Annotated in this window: 20 protein-coding genes; 11 read left to right on the forward strand and 9 right to left on the reverse strand. The window is 53.5% G+C overall.

Annotated features, from left to right (window positions below; all coding sequences use genetic code 11):
* The coding region (locus HYD27_RS24400) for a reverse transcriptase domain-containing protein (protein WP_255596509.1) at positions 1 to 889 on the forward strand (889 nt) is incomplete at its 5' end.
* Positions 890 to 1,000: 111 nt separating this feature from the next.
* Here HYD27_RS24400 and HYD27_RS24405 read toward each other — a convergent pair.
* Positions 1,001 to 1,711, reverse strand: a complete 711-nt coding sequence (locus tag HYD27_RS24405) for an SDR family NAD(P)-dependent oxidoreductase (protein WP_219219477.1) — start codon at positions 1,709 to 1,711, stop codon at positions 1,001 to 1,003.
* 93 nt (positions 1,712 to 1,804) lie between these two features.
* Between HYD27_RS24405 and HYD27_RS24410 the strand changes: the two genes are divergently transcribed.
* Positions 1,805 to 2,170 (forward strand): MerR family transcriptional regulator, encoded by a 366-nt coding sequence (locus tag HYD27_RS24410; RefSeq protein WP_220101750.1) that lies wholly within the window; start codon positions 1,805 to 1,807, stop codon positions 2,168 to 2,170.
* A 322-nt stretch (positions 2,171 to 2,492) separates the two neighbouring features.
* Positions 2,493 to 5,636 (forward strand): discoidin domain-containing protein, encoded by a 3,144-nt coding sequence (locus tag HYD27_RS24415; protein ID WP_219219479.1) that lies wholly within the window; start codon positions 2,493 to 2,495, stop codon positions 5,634 to 5,636.
* Between the two features lie 328 nt (positions 5,637 to 5,964).
* Here the strand turns inward: HYD27_RS24415 and HYD27_RS24420 are convergent, their stop codons facing one another.
* Positions 5,965 to 6,330: a helix-turn-helix domain-containing protein gene (locus HYD27_RS24420; RefSeq protein ID WP_219219480.1), complete on the reverse strand. Its 366-nt coding sequence runs from the start codon at positions 6,328 to 6,330 to the stop codon at positions 5,965 to 5,967.
* Positions 6,331 to 6,453: 123 nt separating this feature from the next.
* Positions 6,454 to 6,591 carry a helix-turn-helix domain-containing protein gene (locus tag HYD27_RS32990; RefSeq protein ID WP_219219483.1) on the reverse strand — a complete coding sequence of 46 codons (138 nt, stop codon included), beginning with the start codon at positions 6,589 to 6,591 and terminating at the stop codon, positions 6,454 to 6,456.
* On the opposite strand from HYD27_RS32990, the gene HYD27_RS24430 reads away from it, so the two are divergent.
* Entirely contained in the window at positions 6,590 to 6,850 is a 261-nt protein-coding gene (locus tag HYD27_RS24430) for a hypothetical protein (RefSeq protein ID WP_219219485.1), read from the forward strand. The genes HYD27_RS32990 and HYD27_RS24430 overlap by 2 nt on opposite strands.
* Positions 6,851 to 6,853: 3 nt before the next feature.
* On the opposite strand, the gene HYD27_RS24435 is transcribed toward HYD27_RS24430, so the two are convergent.
* On the reverse strand, positions 6,854 to 7,057 hold the full coding sequence (locus HYD27_RS24435) for a hypothetical protein (RefSeq protein ID WP_219219487.1): 204 nt from the start codon (positions 7,055 to 7,057) through the stop codon (positions 6,854 to 6,856).
* A gap of 167 nt (positions 7,058 to 7,224) precedes the next feature.
* Here HYD27_RS24435 and HYD27_RS24440 point away from each other — a divergent pair, with 167 nt between their 5' ends.
* Entirely contained in the window at positions 7,225 to 7,980 is a 756-nt protein-coding gene (locus tag HYD27_RS24440; RefSeq protein ID WP_219219489.1) for a sugar phosphate nucleotidyltransferase, read from the forward strand.
* 172 nt (positions 7,981 to 8,152) lie between these two features.
* Here HYD27_RS24440 and tlp read toward each other — a convergent pair whose 3' ends face one another.
* The 3 genes from tlp to HYD27_RS24455 form a co-directional block, all read right to left on the reverse strand.
* Positions 8,153 to 8,380 (reverse strand): small acid-soluble spore protein Tlp, encoded by a 228-nt coding sequence (tlp, locus tag HYD27_RS24445; RefSeq protein WP_219219491.1) that lies wholly within the window; start codon positions 8,378 to 8,380, stop codon positions 8,153 to 8,155.
* 147 nt (positions 8,381 to 8,527) lie between these two features.
* The gene (locus HYD27_RS24450) at positions 8,528 to 9,802 is read right to left on the reverse strand and encodes a sensor histidine kinase (protein ID WP_219219493.1); all 1,275 of its coding nucleotides are present in this window, start codon (positions 9,800 to 9,802) and stop codon (positions 8,528 to 8,530) included.
* Positions 9,802 to 10,479, reverse strand: coding sequence for a response regulator transcription factor (locus HYD27_RS24455; RefSeq protein ID WP_219219495.1), 678 nt, complete (start codon positions 10,477 to 10,479; stop codon positions 9,802 to 9,804). Before HYD27_RS24455 ends, HYD27_RS24450 begins: the two co-directional genes overlap by 1 nt.
* Positions 10,480 to 10,782: 303 nt before the next feature.
* On the opposite strand from HYD27_RS24455, the gene HYD27_RS24460 reads away from it, so the two are divergent.
* From HYD27_RS24460 to HYD27_RS24475, 4 genes are all read left to right on the forward strand, one after another.
* Positions 10,783 to 11,526: a polyphosphate polymerase domain-containing protein gene (locus HYD27_RS24460; protein ID WP_219219497.1), complete on the forward strand. Its 744-nt coding sequence runs from the start codon at positions 10,783 to 10,785 to the stop codon at positions 11,524 to 11,526.
* Positions 11,519 to 12,202 (forward strand): DUF4956 domain-containing protein, encoded by a 684-nt coding sequence (locus tag HYD27_RS24465; protein ID WP_219219499.1) that lies wholly within the window; start codon positions 11,519 to 11,521, stop codon positions 12,200 to 12,202. The genes HYD27_RS24460 and HYD27_RS24465 overlap by 8 nt, the downstream gene beginning before the upstream one ends.
* A gap of 21 nt (positions 12,203 to 12,223) precedes the next feature.
* Positions 12,224 to 14,377 (forward strand): carbohydrate-binding domain-containing protein, encoded by a 2,154-nt coding sequence (locus tag HYD27_RS24470; protein WP_219219501.1) that lies wholly within the window; start codon positions 12,224 to 12,226, stop codon positions 14,375 to 14,377.
* Positions 14,378 to 14,575: 198 nt separating this feature from the next.
* Positions 14,576 to 15,520 carry a hypothetical protein gene (locus HYD27_RS24475; RefSeq protein ID WP_219219503.1) on the forward strand — a complete coding sequence of 315 codons (945 nt, stop codon included), beginning with the start codon at positions 14,576 to 14,578 and terminating at the stop codon, positions 15,518 to 15,520.
* Positions 15,521 to 15,522: 2 nt separating this feature from the next.
* Here the strand turns inward: HYD27_RS24475 and HYD27_RS24480 are convergent, their stop codons facing one another.
* Entirely contained in the window at positions 15,523 to 16,437 is a 915-nt protein-coding gene (locus HYD27_RS24480; RefSeq protein ID WP_219219505.1) for a phosphatidate cytidylyltransferase, read from the reverse strand.
* A gap of 109 nt (positions 16,438 to 16,546) precedes the next feature.
* On the opposite strand from HYD27_RS24480, the gene HYD27_RS24485 reads away from it, so the two are divergent.
* A complete protein-coding gene (locus HYD27_RS24485) occupies positions 16,547 to 17,095 on the forward strand; it encodes a hypothetical protein (protein ID WP_219219506.1) in 549 nt (182 codons plus the stop codon).
* A 161-nt stretch (positions 17,096 to 17,256) separates the two neighbouring features.
* Complete coding sequence (locus HYD27_RS24490; protein WP_228745301.1) at positions 17,257 to 18,231, forward strand: glycosyl hydrolase; 975 nt, start codon at positions 17,257 to 17,259, stop codon at positions 18,229 to 18,231.
* Positions 18,232 to 18,274: 43 nt separating this feature from the next.
* Here the strand turns inward: HYD27_RS24490 and HYD27_RS24495 are convergent, their stop codons facing one another.
* Positions 18,275 to 19,165 carry a diacylglycerol/lipid kinase family protein gene (locus tag HYD27_RS24495; RefSeq protein WP_219219510.1) on the reverse strand — a complete coding sequence of 297 codons (891 nt, stop codon included), beginning with the start codon at positions 19,163 to 19,165 and terminating at the stop codon, positions 18,275 to 18,277.
* Between the last annotated feature and the right edge of the window lie 35 nt (positions 19,166 to 19,200).

Raw genomic sequence — 19,200 nt, forward strand, 5'->3', positions numbered from 1 at the left:
ACAAGCCCAAAGATATATTCAAAACGGCCTGAGATGGGTTGTGGACCTCGACCTTGAGAGATTCTTTGACCGGGTAAACCACGACATGCGGATGGCAAGAGTGGCGCGGAAAGTGACGGACAAAAGAGTACTGACCCTGATTCGCGCGTATCTGAACGCCGGAGTCATGGTGAATGGAAAATGGGAACACAGCCGAGAAGGAACGCCGCAGGGGGGGCCGCTCAGTCCGCTTTTGGCAAACATTCTACTGGATGACCTGGACAAGGAACTGACCGGACGCGGGCTGCGCTTTGTACGCTATGCAGACGACTGCAACATCTTGGTGGCGAGTAAACGGGCAGGGGAACGGGTCATGGAATCGGAAAGCCGGTTTGTAGAAGGAAAGCTAAACCTAAAAGTGAACCGGGAGAAAAGTGCGGTAGCTAGACCCTGGCACCGAAAGTTCCTAGGATTCAGTTTCCTGAGCCAGAAACAGGCAACGATTCGAATCGCACCGAAGAGTCTCAACGCATGTAAAGAAAGGATTCGGGAGCTAACGAATCGGACCTGGTCCATTTCCATGGAAGAGCGAATAAGTCGACTAAACCGGTATCTGATGGGCTGGCTCGGTTATTTCCGTCTAGCCCCGGCGAAGACACACTTCCAAACGCTGGACCAGTGGATTCGAAGGAGACTTCGAAGGTGTCTGTGGAAACAGTGGAAACGAGTACGTACACGAATCCGTGAGCTTCGGGCACTCGGGGTTCCCAAGTGGGCTTGTTTGAAGATGGCCAACTCGCGGCGAGGCGCGTGGGAAATGTCCCGGAACACGAATAATGCCCTTCCGACTTCCTATTGGGAAGCGAAAGGGCTGAAAAGTTTACTTTCATGTTACTTGGAGCTTGGTTAACCTTTTGGAACCGCCGTATGCGGACCCGCATGTACGGTGGTGTGAGAGGACGGAGGCTTGCCGCCCTCTCCTACTCGATAGGATTAAATGTAGAGGCAGTCTTCAGGTGAATTACCAGGCATAAACCCCGCTCACATCCAAAAACTCTCCATTATGGCGCTTCCCGTCCGTGGCATAGCCTACGATAATGGCCGCCCCGGCTTCTTTGGATTTCCCGCCTTCTGCATTCCCGTTCAGGTCCGTCTTAGTGAACCCCGGAGTTACGGCGAAGACCTGGGCTTTGCTGTTTTTTAATTCCAGGGCCATAGAGACCGTCATTGCATTGTTTGCCGTTTTGGAGGAATTGTAGTCAAACGCATTCAGCGCATATTCGGAACTCTGCATGAAGTGAAGCGACGCCATATCGGTTGAGACATTCACAATCGTCCCTTCATTCTCTTTAATTAGTGGAAACAGGCGCTGGTTCAGACGGAAGGTCCCGAAGAAATTCACTTCAAATGCGTTCCGCAAATGCTCCTCCCGGGTCTCGCTGAATGAACCCGAGAACGCCCCCGGCATGCCGGCATTGTTAATCAGGAGCGTCAGACCGGCATACCGGCTGCGAATCGTCCCGGCTGCCTGCTCAATACTGTCCAGATTCGTCATGTCAATAGGGAGGAACGCTGCGTCCAGTCCTCGGCCGGTTAACTCAGATACTGCCGCTTCTCCCCGTTCGGGGCTGCGTGCGCCAAGCAATACCCTCCAGCCCGCTTCCCCGAGCTGTCTTGCGATTTCGAATCCAATCCCTTTATTGGCACCTGTTACAAAAGCGACTTTGGTCATTGTTATCCCTCTTTCCGTAAATTTGTAGCTATCAACAATTCCTAGCTTACTATGCTACACTAGGTGTAGGTCAACACTAAAGGTCAGGGAGTGATGAAGATTTTTACGATAGGACAAGTCGCCAATAAAGTAGGGATAAATATAGGAGCGATTCGCTTTTATGAACGGAAAGGCCTTCTGGAGCCTGCGGTCCGCAACGAACAGAACAACCGGCTGTATACCGAACAGGAGATCAACTGGCTGGTATTTCTTAAATGTCTGCGGGAAACGGGAATGAGTGTCGAGGAGATTAAGAAGTACCACGACATGGTCAAAGCGGGAACATCCACTCTGCCGGAGAGGATCAAGCTTATTCAGGACCAGAAGCAAGCCCTTTTGGACGAAATTGAACAGAAAAAAGCTCAACTCGTTCATCTCGAGCATAAGCTTGAGCGCTACTATCGCGGGGAAAATTATTAGGAATATGGCAGGATGGAAATTTCAAGCACTGCCCTGGCGCAGCCCGAACCGTTGCCGCCCCCGCTTAATTCCGGCAGCTCAAGATTATTCCTCTACCCAGCTATCCATTGTGCAAAAATCTCCTTCTCACCCTCCCGGTCTTCCATCAATGTCACAATCCTTGCTATAAAGGTCACCAGATTAGTAGCAGGCAGAGCGGCGGATTTCTACAATCAAGGTAACGGAGCAGTTTTCCGCACGCCTTCCTTCCTTTGCCGAAAGGAGCGTACACCAGGAAGAACGGAGGAGTGAGTCAAATTATGAACACAATGGAGGTAATGACATGTTAAGAAGGTTAAGGAGCAACAAGCTCTTAGCGTACGTACTGGTTCTATCCTTGCTGGTGCTGCAATTTCCGCTGGGGAATCATGTTGTATCTGCGGCGGCGCAAACGTATGAAGCGGAAGCCGCGACCCTTGCAGGCGGAGCCGTTATTGCGGCTGACCATACAGGGTATACGGGAACGGGCTTTGTAGGCGGGTATACCGATGCCAATAAAGGCAATGCTTCTGTGAAATTTAACGTAAGCGCTTCCGCGGCGGGCAGCTATACGACTGTTTTGAGGTACGCAAACGGTTCAGGTGCGGCGCAGACCTTAAGCCTGTACATTAATAACACCAAGCTGAGACAGATATCCCTTCCGGCGACCTCCGACTGGAATACCTGGGCAACGGAAACAGAGAATATAACGCTGAATTCCGGCAGCAACACCATCACCTACAAATTCGATACGACCGACACAGGCAATGTGAATCTGGACAACATCGTGCTGGATGCCTCCCTCGGAACCAATCTGGCCCTCAACAAAAGCGTCACCGCAAACAATACGTTCTCCGGCTTCCCAGCGGCCAACGCGGTGGACGGGAATGCTGCAACTTACTATGAAGGTGCGGCGAATGCTTATCCGAGCACGCTGACTGTAGATCTGGGCAGTGCGCAAAATGTGGGAACCGCAGTGCTGAAGCTCCCGGCGGGCTGGGGAACCCGGACGCAGACGCTTTCCATTCTGGGCAGCACCAATAACACCACGTACAGCACATTATCAGCTTCACAGACCTATACCTTCAATCCAACCTCGAATAATACGGTCTCGATTTCTTTTACAGCGGCTTCCGCAAGATATGTAAGAGTGAACATAACCGCTAATTCAGGTTCTGCCGCAGGCCAGGTAGCGGAGCTTGAAGTGTACGGCTCCGGTACAGTTACGCCTACGGCAACTCCAGTGCCAACGGCCACACCGACGGCAGTACCCACCGCTACTCCTGCGCCAACCGCCGCACCGGCGGGAACCTATGAGGCGGAGACGGCAACCCTTGCAGGCGGTGCAGTTATTGCAACGGATCATACGGGCTATAGCGGATCTGGTTTTGTGGGGGGATTCACGGATGCGAACAAGGGCAATGCCTCGGTAAAATTCACCGTGGGCGCAGCCTCCGCCGCCAACTATGATATCACCCTGCGCTATGCCAATGGTTCTTCAGCAGCGCAGACCTTAAGTCTGTACGTGAACGGGATCAAGGTCGGCCAGACCCAGCTGGCCGCAACAGCCAGCTGGGATACCTGGACTACGAAGCTGGATACCGTTGCCTTGAATGCAGGCAGCAATACGGTCATGTACAAATACGACACGACAGACACCGGCAATGTGAACCTGGATAGAATCAGCGTAGCGGTTGCCCCGCTCCCAACGCCTACACCAGCGCCGACCGCCACTCCGGTTCCAACGCCTACACCATCACCAGGTACGTATGGAGCGTCTATGCCGTATGACACCTATGAAGCAGAAAATGCAGCCTACACCGGAGCGCTTATCGGTTCCTCCACAACGGCAGGCAATATCGCTTCCGAGGCTTCCGGCCGCAAAGCGGTTAGGCTTACAGCTGCAGGCCAATACGTACAGATTACCCTTGCCAAAGCAGCCCAAGGCGTAACGGTAAGATACTCCATCCCGGACAATGCAGCCGGAACCGGAATCGACTCTGCAATCAGCATGTACATCGGCGGAGCCCTGTTCAAGGATATTAATCTGACCTCCAAATACAGCTGGAATTACGGGGAATGGGGAACCGAAGGCGGAGAGATCCGCTGGTCCAACAATCCGAATGCCGCCTCTACCACACCGGCTCATATGTATGACGAGGTTTCCGTAGTGCTGGATAAATCCTATCCGGCCGGAACCGTCATCAGGCTGCAAAGAAATGCATCGAACCTGAACTTCAGCTCCACTGCGGGCGTAACGGTGGATCTGATCGAAACCGAAGCTATCCCCGCGGCATTAACCATGCCTTCGAATTATGTGTCCATCACCAGCTATGGCGCGGTAGCGAATGATGGTGTCGATGATACCACAGCCATCAATAACGCAATCAATGCAGTCAAGAACTCCGGCGGCACCTACAAGGGCGTGTGGATTCCGTCAGGCAGCTTCACTCTGAACACAGGAACCCGGGGCGCGGGGTATAACAGCACGGGAACAAGACTCTATCTGGACAGCGGCGTTTCCGTAAAAGGGGCCGGGGTCTGGTATTCCACCCTGTCCGGCAATTATGCAGGCTTCTACCTGCGGGGCGGCAATGTTACCCTGTCCGACTTCAGGATCAGCGCCAATGACCTGATCCGTGACGACTATAACGGCGTGTCCGGGGTGGAAGGCAACGGCACCAACTCCATCATGAACAATCTGTGGATTGAGCATGGCAAGGTAGGCTTCTGGTTCACCAACCAGACGAATAACGTCACCATCTCGAACTCCAGAGTCAGAAATGTCTGGGCGGACGGCATCAACCTCCACTATGGCACCGCCAATTCCACTGTTACCAATAACTCTGTCCGCAACACCGGAGACGACGGAATGGCCATGTGGTCCGACACGTATCTGAATACCAGCAATACGTTCAGCTACAATACCGTACAGATTCCAACCCTGGCGAACAACATCGCCATTTACGGCGGCAAGGACAACAAAATCATCGGCAACCTGCTCACAGATACCGTGCGGACAGGCGCCGGGATCGCCTTCGGCACGAACTTCAATCCGCCGTCCATGACCGGAACCCTGACCATCCAGAACAACATGCTGCTGCGCACCGGCTCCGCCCACCGCGACTACGGCTACCAGATCGGCGCCATCTGGGCCTACTGGCTGAACAACAACGGCAAGGCCCAGAACCTGGCCGTAACCGTATCCGGCAACACGCTCCAAGACAGCACCTACTCGGGCATCTTCATCGAAGAACCGGCACCGAACATCTCGGTGACTTATGCTTCGAATACTATTATCAACGCCGGAACCTACGGCGTATACGTCCAAGGCACCGCCACCGGAACCTCGGTGTTCAACAATAACACGGTAACAGGTGCACCATCCGGGAAGTTCCTGAATACCTCGGCGAGCTTTACGGTGTCGGGGTCGGGGAATAACTGGTAAGTAGGATGGAAGAGGGAAGGCAAGGAACGGGAATGGGATTTAAAAGTGAATAGACGGTAAAAGGGCTGCCCCCAGATAATCGGAAGATTATTTGGGGGCGGTTTTTAATACATTTCAAGGATCGGAATGGGGGTGAGTACGCCTCGCACATACTGCCGATTGTATTCCTCAGGTCTGTCAAAGTAATCGCCTTTTCCAAAGGTAAAGAGGGCATTAATTACTAGCGGCGAGGGGGAAACCAATATCGATATTAAACGGGGTTGGTTTTTGCAGTATTATCTAAAGGTTATGCTTCTTCTCGTTCCACTCGATAACAGACTTCAGTACACTAAGCGCCATCTTCTGATCCTCCGATGGAGGTTCTGGGCAGATCAAGCACAGCAATTACTTCCCGATTGATCTTAGTGAGTGCTGCTATTTCCGCTGTACTCCTATCACAGATCAAAGTCATATGTTCATCTAACGCTTTGCGGTGGTCTGTATCATCCCCAAAACGGAAAATTTCTATAGCGGGAACTTGGAAGGCAGCTATTATTTTCTCCAGTGTCTCCAAAGAAATGTTCCGGTCGCCCCGTTCTACTCCACCTATGTAACTGTAATGAAGCGATGCTGCTTCGGCCAGTTGTTCTTGTGTCCATCCTTTTGCTGTTCTAAGCTCTCGTATCCGATTGCCGGCTCTTTCGGGTAAATTCATGTGATCACCTCGTTCATGCTTAATCCTTGAAAGCTCCCCGCACCTCTCTAACAACTCTCTTCAATGTATCAATTTGTTTTGCACTCAACTCACTGACAGTAACTGCATATTTCATCAATTGCTCTACGCTTCGCAGCGTTCTACTGCCCCAATGTATGCATCATCCAAGTTGGATAGTTCCGCTAACTGTTGTTGTGTTAGTCCCTTTGCTTTTCTTATAGCCCGAATTCTGTCTCCGACTGTACTCCGTAAGTCTGTCATGGTAATCACCTCTCCTAAAAGGTTAGGGTATGCGCGATTTCTTCAGGATAATCCGGAGGCGCTGGACTGGACGATACAGTCTTTGGTGCTGGCTCACCAGTCCAGGCATGACGGGGATTTCAAGCGCTGCCTGGCGCTGTTCGAAACACTGCGTGAAGGGGTCACTGAAGAGCAGGCCCGGCGATATCATGAGGTGCTGACGGAGTGTCTGGGTCAAGTTGTTTTGAAGATACCGGAACTTGCGCAGGCCTGTGGCTGAGGGTCAAGTGGTTTTCTTGTTCAGCAGCAGAAAGATCATTCCGCCAAAAACAAATCCGCTAATTACACCCGCCAATAAACATTTGATCAAACTGAGTGCAATGTCAGATGCCGTGCTGTCAGGAGTGGCTACTATATTTATAATGAACAGCAGGCTACACAGGATGGATGTAATCAGAAAAGACTTCGATTTCAGGAACCGCTTCATTTCTTTCCTCCATTCAGAAACAATCCTTTTGTTATAAACCTCCAAAGCAGGACTTTGCATAATTCTACCATAATTATCCTGAGAGTGCAGCGGCGGTGGGCTTGGCTGGCTGGTCCCGGTAGTATATAGTAAAGGGACATATTTTCCAGGCAGAGGAGCGATGAGGGATGATAGCCTTAATCTTGGCTGCAGGGTATGCGACCCGTCTCTATCCGTTAACCCAAGACACGCCGAAGCCGCTGCTGCCGGTACAAGGAAGCCGTACAATTCTGGATCTGCTGGTTGGCCGTCTGGAGGTGCTGGAGGAAATTACGGAGATTCTTATTGTGACGAATGAGCGCTTTTTCCGCGCTTTTGAGCAGTGGCATCGGCAGTATAGGGGTGCGAAGCCGATCCGTATTCTGAATGACGGCACTACTACTCCTGAGGGGCGGTTAGGCGCGATTGGCGATATCCAGTTTGTCATTGAACGGGAACGGCTGGCGGATGATCTGCTGGTGCTGGCGGGCGATAATGTGCTCGGCTTTGGCCTTGAAGGGTATCTGAATTATTTTCATTCGGTGGACAAAGACTGTATTCTGGTCCGGACGGTGGACGATATTGGAGAGCTGCGCAGTGTCGGGGTGGCCGAGCTGGATGCGGAGCTGCGGGTCCTTTCTTTGGAAGAGAAGCCGCAGAAGCCCCGGACGAACATTGGTGTATTTGCGCTCTACATCTATAAGCGTTCTACGCTGCCGCTGTTCTCGCGTTATCTCGCCGAGGGCGGCAACCCGGATGCGCCGAGTTATTTTCCTGAATGGCTGCATTCCCGCCAAGAAGTCCGGGCCTACTATACTCAGGGCACTATTGAGGATGTAGGCACTCCAGAAGCGTATGCTGAGATGCGGGCCAGGCTGGGGAACGGGCCGGGGGAGAAAGGATAATTCTCCAAGCAGCTCATCTATAGGAGATGAACCGTTTGTTGCCTCCTGAAATAGTCATAACAGGTACCCTACACGGATGGAGCTGCCAAGGTCCGCAATGCAGTTTCCTTCTAACCCAAACCAAACGGCGGTCCAGCCCGGAATACCGGGGTGAACCGCCGTTTGGTTTGAACTATTCCTCCTTGGAATGCGCTGCTTCGTCCTTCACTTCCTCACGGAAGCCTTGGAGGCTGTCCTTGCGGCGTTCGTTCTTTTCTTCGATTTGTCTCCGTTCTTCGCTGCTGATTTCCGAGGCGAATTCGCTTAAATAGCCCTCGGCTTCATTTAGGTTCTGCTCTGTATTCTGTATGCTTTGCTGTAGATGTTCAACATTGTCTGCACGGTTATCCGGCTTCGCCATTCGATAGTCGCCTCCTAAGATTAACGCGCCCAAGATGAACGCTAAGCATTAGGTTGACCTTTGCCGGATGATTTCATGCATGGGAAGCCCCAAGCCCCAGCCTGCCATCTGCCACTAATTGGATCACTGCCCGGCCTGTGATCTCGCTCAAGGCAGCTGCACATAGAACGTCGTAGACTCTCCGACCACACTCTTGGCGTAAATCCTGCCCTTGTGCTGATCGACAATCGATTTGGCGATGGCAAGGCCGAGGCCGTAGCCGCCCTGCTTGCGCGCTCTGGATGTATCCGTACGGTAGAAGCGGTCGAAGATGCGGGTCAGGTGCTCGGCGGCGATGCCCTCCCCGGTATTCGAGACGGACAGGAGCACGTCGTTATTCTGTTTTTTGAGCGTGATCTTGACTGAGCCCTTGGGGTTTGTATATTTCACGGCGTTGTCGAGCAGGATCATCACCACCTGCTTGATCTGCTCACTGTTGCCCTGTATGGCCAGCCCCGGTTCGATATCATAGTCGAAGGAGACATTCTTCTCGAAGATTACGGCTTCCATCGTCAGGATGATATTCTCCACCGCATCGCTCATATTGAACCTGCTGTGGATCATGCCTGTCCGCGAGTCGTCCATTTCCGTAAGATACAGCAGATCGTTGGTCAGCCGCGTCATCCGCTCCGTCTCCGACTTGATATACTGCAGCCACTTCGCCTGATTGCGGATCGTGTCGTTGCTGTTCGACAGGAGCACATCGGCATTGGTATTGATGATCGTCAGCGGCGTCTTCAGCTCATGGGAGGCATCGGCAATGAACTGCTTCTGCTTGTTAAAAGCCTCCCGGACCGGTGCAATCGAGCGGTTAGCGAAGAAACGGCTGGTGAAGTAGAGAATGATCAGCATCAGCAGGCCAACGGCGGTGAAGGTGTAGATCAGGTTGGTGAGGATTTTTTGCTGGGCCGTGATGTCCAGGAAGACGATTATCTCCCCGTCCGCCGTATGCTTGACTGTGAAGATCCACCGGCTGCCATCCAGGGTGAACCGTCCGGTATCCTTGCCTATGCCAAGGGCTTCCTTAAGCGCAGCGGCATAGAACTCATCGTCCATCGTGAATTTGGATTCCTTGTCTACCAGGGTCCCGTTCGCGTCGGTTTGCACTGTGAAGGAAATGGAGCGCTCCGGCGGCTGGTTGCCGTCACCCATAGGACCGTTGTCTTTGGGCTGTGCGCCTCCTCCTCCGCCAGTGCCGGGGCGGCCGGCCGCTTCGCCGGGACCGTTTTGCTGATAGTCGGCAATCCGGTGCAGATCCATATTAATATCGCTCTGCACATTCCGGTACGTAATCACGTAGATGGAGGCGAAGGCGATCAGCATCATCACCGAGATCGTTGCCAGATTGACGATCAGAAACCGGTTTCTGAGCTTTTTGAACATCAGCCGGTCACCTCTAATACATAACCTACGTTCCGGATGGTGTTAATGCGTACCTCCGAATTCAGGAACGCCAGCTTTTTCCGCAAAAACGAAATATAGACCTCCACATTGTTATGCTCCGCCTCCGAGTCGAAGCCCCACAGCTTCTCGATAATCTGCTCCTTCGAGGTCACCGCCTGCTTCCGCAAGATCAGCAGCTCCAGCAGCTCATTCTCCTTCAGATTCAGCTTCATCTCCTTGCCCTTGACGGTAAGCTTCAGATTCGCCGTATTCAGCTCCATATCCCCAAGCTTCAGGGTATCATCCGGGATGACCTCGCCCTTGCGGCGCAGCGCCGCCCGTATCCGGGCCATCAGCTCCTCTGACGAGAAGGGCTTGGCGATATAGTCATCGGCCCCATAATCAAGCCCCGTCACCATATCTGTAATCTCTCCCTTGGCGGTCAGCATGATCACCGGAGTGGATACGCCGTCGCTGCGAAGCTTCTTCAGCACGCTGATTCCATCCATTTCCGGCATCATAATATCCAGCAGCAGCAGATCATAGATCCCGCTCTCGGCGTAATCCAGTCCCGCTCTGCCGTCATGGACCGCGTCCACCGAATAATTCTGCTTCTTCAATATTTGGGTCAAGGCTTCCGCCAGATGCACTTCGTCTTCCACTATTAATATTCTCATGGGTATGCCCATCCTCTGCACATAAAGTTTGCTTATTCCTTAAGTCATTATAGCAAGATTACCTTTAACCAACCTTAACCGGGTTATATCCGCCAACAATGCTATAGATGAAGGAATTCAATCGGAGCCTCCTGTTTGTTAACGGGGTGTAAAAAATATCAGGGGAATGTAAATCCATTTAAGCTTCGTTAAAGGTTCCAAGGCTAAGATACATTCATAAGCAAGCGAGACACACAAGGCACACACACATACAGCACTCCTGAAACTTTTAAAAGCACTCCAATATGAAAGGATATGGCCCTTATGGCAATTGAGGTATTCAACCGATACGAGAACAAATATCTGTTCGATCATGCAGCTTACCTGAAGCTTTACAACGACCTGCTCAAGTATATGGAGCCGGACGATCACAACAAGCAGCATGAATTCTACTCCATTACGAATCTCTATTATGACACTGCCCATGACACTCTGATCCGCAGCAGCCTGGCCAAGCCCAAATATAAGGAAAAGCTCCGGCTTAGAGCCTACGGCATTCCGAACCAGGACACCAAGGTGTATCTGGAGATCAAGAAAAAGGTGTTCGGCCTGGTCAACAAAAGAAGAACTTCGCTTGAGCTGCAAGAGGCTTATGATTTCGTCGCCACAGGCGTGGAGCCGGAATTCAAGGATTACATGAACAAGCAGGTGATTGAGGAAATCAAGTATTTGCTGTCCCGTTATGATCTGGTGCCCAAGGTGTATCTCTCCTATGAACGCAAGGCACTCTTTTGCAAAAACAACCGCGATCTGCGGATCACCTTCGACACGAACATCCGCAGCCGCCGGTACGATCTGAAGCTGGAGCACGGCACGCATGGAGAATACCTGATGCCCCAGGGGCAATGGCTGATGGAAGTGAAGGCCGAGAAGACGATTCCGGTCTGGCTGGCACAAATGCTCTCCGAGCACCAGATGTACCGCACCAGCTTCTCCAAATACGGCAATGAATATAAAAAAATGCTGAAGGACAGCAAAATCGAAAGGGAGAGTGCCTTGTATGCTTGACTCTATTTTCTCCGCCGCGCTAACCAGTACTGAATTAACCTTCACCAATGCTATTCTAACCATTGTGATATCGATTGTACTCGGCGGCATTATCAGCCTGACCTATATGAAGACCAATCCGGGGGGATACTCGCAAAGCTTCACGCTCACGATGGTCCTGCTGCCGGTGATTGTGGCCATCATCATCCTGCTCATTGGCAGCAACGTAGCCCGTGCCTTCAGTCTTGCCGGAGCCTTCTCGATCATCCGCTTCCGCAGCGCACCCGGCGACCCGAAGGATATCACCTTTGTCCTGTTCACCATGGCTTCAGGCCTTGCCTGCGGGGTCGGCTCCTTCGGCTACGCGGTACTGTTCACGATCATTCTCTGCGTGCTGATGGTAATCCTGAACCGCACCGGCTTCGGGGCCAGAAAGACGCAGCAGAAGACGCTGAAGGTGACCATTCCCGAGAATTTGGGGTATGAGGAGGCTTTTGCAGAAGTATTCAACAAATTCAATGTCCGCTTCGAGCTGAAAAAGATTAGAACTACCGAGCTGGGCAGCTTATACGAGCTGGTGTATGACGTTACGATTAATGAGCATACCAGCCAGAAGGAATTCCTGGATGCGATCCGCACCCGGAACGGAAATCTCGATCTGTCACTGACGATGAGCCCAACCGCCACTGACTACTAAAATTGAAGGGAACGATGACATATGAAAAATTTCATGGCAGGGAGCAAGCTGGGAATTGTGCTGCTGACTGCAGCGTTAATGACAGCGTGCAGCACGAATACAGGAGCGGCGACCGATACAACAGGCAGCGCGGCAACGGGTACAGCCGTTACAGCCAGTGCAGCTAGCGGAACTACTGCCGCTGTAGAGCTGGCAAGTGTGAAAACAAGTGATCTGGTAACCTTTGACGAAGACGATACCACGACGGCCTGGACGGCAGATACATCGACAGATATTCTCCTTGCCGGAACAACTGCGGAGATCGAAGGCGGCACTGGCGCTACAGTCAAGGATGGATCAGTAACCATTACGGAAGCCGGAACCTATATCCTCTCCGGATCACTGAGCGACGGGCAGATTATCGTCGACGAGCAGGCGGAAGGAACGGTGCGGCTGGTGCTGAACGGCGTTAAGCTCACAGACAGCGACAGTGCTCCTGTCTACATCAAGGAAGCAGGCAAGGTTGTCATTACCCTGCAGGAAGGCACGGAGAACAGTGTTACCGATGGAGCCGCCTATGTGTTCGCCGATGCGGATACCGACGAGCCAAGCGCAGCTGTCTTCAGCAAAGCCGACCTGACGATTAACGGCACCGGCACATTGACGGTTGCCGCGAGCTACAACGACGGCATCACCGGCAAAGATGATCTGAAGATTGTGAGCGGCACGCTTAATATTACGGCAGCCGATGACGGCATCGTAGGCAAGGATCTGGTGGCAGTGCAGGACGGCAATATTACCATTAAGGCGGAAGGCGACGGCATCAAGTCCACCAATGACGAGGATGCGGAGAAGGGCTTCGTAGCCATTGAAGCCGGAACGTTCGATATTACGGCCGGCAACGACGGCATTCAAGCCGAGACTGCGGCAGTCATTGATGGCGGAACGTACAGCATCGTGACGAACGGCGGCTATGAGAACGCTGAAGTGAAGACCGGCGATCAAGGCGGCATGGGCATGGGCGGCGGCAGAGGCTTCGGCGGCCAAGGGGCAGCGGCAGGAACTTCGGCGGATACAGCGGCAGCGGCTCCGGCGGCAACCGCGGCAGCGGCAAGCACAGGGACAGCAGCGTCGGATGCAACAGCAACGACAGAAACGGAATCCACGAGCGCCAAAGGGCTGAAAGCCGGTGGAGACCTCACCGTGAGCGGCGGCAGCTTCACGATTAACTCCGCAGATGATGCGGTGCACAGCAACAGCAATGTCTCCATTACGGACGGCGAGTTCAAGATTGCCGCAGGGGATGACGGAATCCACGCAGATGCCCTGGCAGTGCTGGCTGGCGGCACCATCGATATCACGAACAGCTATGAAGGCATTGAAGGAGCCAACATCACGATCTCCGGCGGAGAAATCCATGTGGTCGCTTCCGATGACGGCGTGAACGTGGCCGGGGGCAATGACAACAATGCGGCGCAGGGTACTGCACAGCAGGATCAGTTCACAAGCTCCGGCAGCAATCTGCTTACGATCAGCGGCGGCACCATAACGGTTGATGTGAACGGCGACGGCCTGGACTCCAACGGCTCGATCTCCATGACAGGCGGTACCGCAATTGTCAACGGCCCAACCAATGACGGCAACGGCCCGCTGGATTATGACGGAACCTTTGACATGACAGGCGGCTTGCTGGTCGCTGCAGGCAGCTCGGGCATGGCCCAGGCGCCGGGTGAGGATTCCAGCCAATACTCTGTCAGCATGAGCTTCAGCGAAGCCCAGCAGGCAGGAACGCTGATCCATCTGGAAGACAGCGACGGCAACAACATCCTGACCTTCGCACCTTCGAAGAGCTTCTCGTCCGTAGTTGTCAGCTCCCCGGATCTGAAGGAGGGCGGCTCTTACACCCTCTCCACAGGCGGAACCTCCACAGGCTCCGCAGTAGACGGATTGTATACAGACGGCGAGTACAGCGGCGGCACTCAGGTAGTGGCGTTCGACATCTCCGGCAGCGTGACCTGGCTTAATGAATCAGGAGTCACGACGGCTAACACAGGCCGTGGCCCTGGCGGCGGTGGCGGCGGAGGATTCGGCGGCGGAGGTGGAGGCACCAGACCCGAAGGCGGTGCTGGCGGAACGCCGCCTGAAGGCGGAACAGGCGGCGCAGCACCTGGCGGCACAACCGAAACCACAAATTAAGCAGCAGCTAACAATAAGCGGCCCCTCTCCGGTGGATGGAGAGGGGCCGCTTATGCTTGGGACCGTTATGTGTGCTCCGGCTTGAACGCCGAACCTGAGAATCATAACCATGCCCGTGTAAAGGGTATACGGAAATCACTGACCGTCAGCCTGTTGATGAGCGTATTTTCATGTGGCGGGCTGGAGCCATGTAGCCGAGTGGAATTAGTAACATCCCCGGATATAAGCCGATTTTCAGCCCGTCCGCGCATCGGTGGCTCAATTAACGGCATTTCTGCCGTTAATCCAGCCCGCCTGCGCTTCGGTGGCTCAAATAACGGCATTTCTGCCGTTGCTCCAGCCCGTCTGCGTTTCGGAGGCTCAAATAACGGCATTTCTGCCGTTGTTCCAGCCCGTCTGCGCTTCGGGGGCTCAATTAACGGCATTTCTGCCGTTAATCCAGCCCGCCTGCGCTTCGGAGGGTCAATTAACGGCACTTCTGCCGTTATTCCAGCCCGCCTGCGCTTCGGGGGGTCAATTAACGGCACTTCTGCCGTTAATCCAGCCCGTCCGCGCATCGGTGGCTCAAATAACGGCATTTCTGCCGTTAATCCAGCCCGCCTGCGCTTCGGAGGCTCAATTAACGGCACTTCTGCCGTTGCTCCAGCCCGTCTGCGCATCGGTGGCTCAAATAACGGCATTTCTGCCGTTAATCCAGCCGGTCTGCGCTTCGGGGGGTCAATTAACGGCATTTCTGCCGTTAATCCAGCCGGTCTGCGCATCGGAGGCTCAAATAACGGCACTTCTGCCGTTATTTCAGCCCGTCTGCGCTTCGGGGGGTCAATTAACGGCATTTCTGCCGTTAATCCAGCCCGTCTGCGCATCGGTGGCTCAAATAACGGCATTTCTGCCGTTAATCCAGCCCGTCTGCGCATCGGTGGCTCAAATAACGGCATTTCTGCCGTTAATCCAGCCGGTCTGCGCTTCGGGGGCTCGTTTTACCACTTGAGGCTGTTCGGGACCGGGGAGCGGCGGATTCGCTGCGCTTTTTCCACTTCAGGCCGACGCAGTTTTGCTAAGCTGCAAGCGGGGATTAGACCGTTTCTGCGAAGCTCACCTGCTGCTCCAGCAGTGTGCGGCTGCATTGCCGCTTATTGCGCTTGATGCTACATGAAGTCAAAAAAATACCGGATCACATGGAAGAACACCGGCGAGGTATAGGCCAGGCTGTCGACGCGGCTGAGGTAGCTTTTCTGCAGCGCTGCGAACTTGTCGTCATCGCCGATCAGCAGATCGCGCTTCAGGACGGAGACGGTCAGGCTGCCGAAGAAGCCGGCCAGACTGATCAGCATGCCGGAGAACAGCCCGAAGACCGGGGTCAGCGGTGTCAGGTAAGGGTAGATCAGATAAGATACCGCTGCAGTGATCACGAATGCGCAGCCAAAGCCTTCCCAGGTCAGATTCGGGTTGGCGGTCGGAACGACCCTGCGTTTGCCGAAATAGATCGAAGCCAGATAATGCACGGCATCGTTCAGCTGTGTAAGCACCACCAGGAACAGCACCAGTCCCGCCCCATACTCCGGTGTGGCAAATTGGAAATAGGCGAGGTGGCTAAGCCCGAAGACCATGAGCATGAGGCCCCACTGGGTTGCGCTTACACTGCGCAGGAAGCCCAGGGTGCCTTTGTTGATGAGCCGGGGCAGCGGCAGGAGCAGGAAGACATACACCGGAATGAAGACGATGAACATGCCGTACCACTCGGTGTAGATCCAGTAGAACTGGAGCGGAATGGACAGGTAGGCCCACAGGAACAGCCTGCGGTCCGCCTTGCGGGTACGGATCATGGAGAAATATTCTTTGAGCGCGAAGAAAGCAAGCACCATCAGGGACAGCAGGGACACGACGGGGTTGAACAGGGTAGCCAGGCAGAAGATGAAGAGCATGCCCCACCAGGTTTTGATGCGGAAGCCAATTCCCGTGTAATCCTTGTCCTGCTGCAGTCTGCTCACCAGTATGTAGATCAGATGAATGGAGGATAAAGCCGTAAAGATAAGTATAAATGTAATGAGCGAGCTGTCCAAGCAATCACCAACTTGTCGCGGGATAGGATTTCAACAAGGGGATCATATGATAAAATATAAAAAAGCGCAAGCTGCATGTTAAGACACTTGGATAAGGGGAAATAGGTACATGGAAGCTGATCATTCGGTCTTTATTCTGCTTACGAACACAGGCACGCTGTTCACGAAGCTTATTCAGGGCTACACCAGGGCGCCTTACAATCACGCCTCGATCTCCTTTGACCGGGGACTTGCGGAGCTGTACAGCTTCGGACGGAAGAATCCCAGCAATCCCCTGAATGGCGGCTTTGTAAAAGAGGATCTGCACACTGGCACGTTCAGCAAGTATCCGAATACCACGTGCGTTATTTACGAGCTGCAAGTAACCGCACGCGAGATTGAGAAAATGAGGCGGGTGCTGCACATCTTCATCCGCAGCCGCCAAAAGTACCTCTACAATATTCTGGGCGTCATTGGCATTGCCCTCAGGGAGCCTGTCGAGTTCAGCAACTCCTATTTCTGCTCGCAGTTTGTTGCGGAGATTCTGGACCGCTCCGGCATCAAGCTGTGGAACAAGCTGCCTGCGCTCGTCACCCCGGACGATTTCCGGCAGAGTGAGCGGCTGCAGCTGGTCTACCAAGGAAAGTTAAGCGAGTATGCGCCGGAGAAGGGCAACTGACTTATTCTCCGCCAGGATTGCCTGCCCTCATAAGCTTTTGGGAATTACCTGCCTCCGCGAATCTTATGCATTGACCTGCAAACGCATACAGATTAATATTATGATAAATGTATAACAACTAAATAACAATGCTAACAGAATTTGAGGAGGCATCATTGATAATGGATATGGTCAAGCATTACATTCCCTGCAATCCAAACGCATCGGAGGAGGTCCGCTCCGTCATGAAGTATCTCAGCGATATTTCCGGCAAAGGGATTCTTACGGGGCAGCATACACAGACCACCGTACAGAAGGAGCTGCATTATATTGAAGAGGCGACGGGCAAGCTGCCTGCCCTCTGCGGATTTGAGCTGCTGGCGTATTCGCCGAACATCAACGCCGGGAATACAACCCCGGAATGCATGCTGGAAGTGGAGGAGAATAAGAATACGCTCGACAATGCCTGGGATTGGGCGCTGAACCGGAAGGGTCTGGTCACATTTACCTGGCACTGGTTCTCGCCTTTTGGCAGCTGGGCCAAGGGCTTTTATACAGAGAATACTACCTTCGATGCTTCCAAGGCTGTGATAGAGGGAACGGAGGAGTACGCAGCACTGCTGTCAGACATGGACGTGATGGCGGATATTTTAAAAGAATTCTGCGACAAAAAAATTCCTATCCTGTGGCGTCCGTTCCATGAGTCGGAAGGCACGTGGTTCTGGTGGGGGGCGAAGGGGCCTGAGGTTGCGGCGAAGCTGTTCCGGCTGATGTATGACAGATACACCCATCATCACCGGTTGAACAATCTGATCTGGGTATGGAATTCTCCGCTGGCGGAGGGCTATCCGGGCGATGATGTAACCGATGTGATCTCCAGAGACTTATATCCGCCCAAGCATGTCCACACGGATCAGCGGAAGGAATATGAGGAGCTTGTTCGGATTACTCCGACACCTAAGGTCACGGCTCTTGGAGAAATAGGCGTGATCCCGAGTATGTCCCAGCTGTCGGAAACAAGAATTCCGTGGACATGGTATATGACCTGGTCCAATGAATACGGTGCGTCGGAGGAATGGAACTCGCGGGAGGCGCTGAAACAAGCCTACCACCATGAATACGCAATTACCCTGGACAAGCTGCCAAGGCTGTATTAAGGGAACCGGGAGGGAGGGGCGGGGGAAGAAGACGCCTCTCCCTTCACTGCTGTTCCGGCACTACAACCCGGATATGGCGGGGGATGATGCTCAGCACAACCGGCAGCGCGGGGCCCTCTTCGCCGTCCACATTGGTCCGTACGGCTTCTGCCGAGCTTACGGTTACCTCTCTGGCGGTGAAATACTCTACATCCTTGTGGCTCTTCAGATTCCCGAGCAATAAAGAAAGGCTGACCGTAAGGGTATTGATGAAATGAAGATCCTTAATAATGTAGCAGTGGATCAGCCCGTCGTCGACAGCGGCTTCCGGGGTCAGCTTCTCGAAGCCGCCTACCGAGTTGGTCAGTGCGGCAAGGAACAGGGGAGCTTCTCCTTCCCAGGTTTCGCCGTCATGCTGAACCGTAAGCGAATGGGCTGAATTGCCTGCAAGCTCCTTAATGCCCTCTTTGAAGTAAGCCAGCGCCCCTAGTCTGGATTTGTCAACGGAGGAAACGGAGGACAGGGACTCAGCCAGCTTGCCGGCGGCGACAACGTTGACGAACAGACTGCCGTTTATCCTGCCGGCGTCGACTTGCTGCACCCTGGAGGAAGCCAGTGTCCGGATGGCTTCTTCCGGAACGAGCGGAATCTGCAGCGCCCGGGCAAAGTCATTTACCGTCCCGAGCGGAATAATTCCCAGCTTAGGCTGATGGGCCTGGCCGGACAGGCCATTGATCGTTTCATGAAGCGTGCCGTCTCCGCCGATGGACACGACCAGATCAGCCTCTGCTTCGCAGGCGGCAATGCAGTAATCGGTGGCATCGCCTTCCTTTTGCGTCTTCCTGACCGTAACCTCATAGCCTTGACTCCGCAGCAGTTCTTCTACACTCCTGACATGGTCCAGGGCTTCTTCCTTGCCGGAAGAGGGGTTAATAATGACAATGGCCTGCGTCATGCACAGCTTCCTCTCTATTTCAGATATGTGGCGTA

It is taken from the genome of Paenibacillus sp. S150 (genome assembly GCF_019352175.1).
In the GTDB taxonomy this organism is placed as follows: domain Bacteria; phylum Bacillota; class Bacilli; order Paenibacillales; family Paenibacillaceae; genus Paenibacillus_AQ.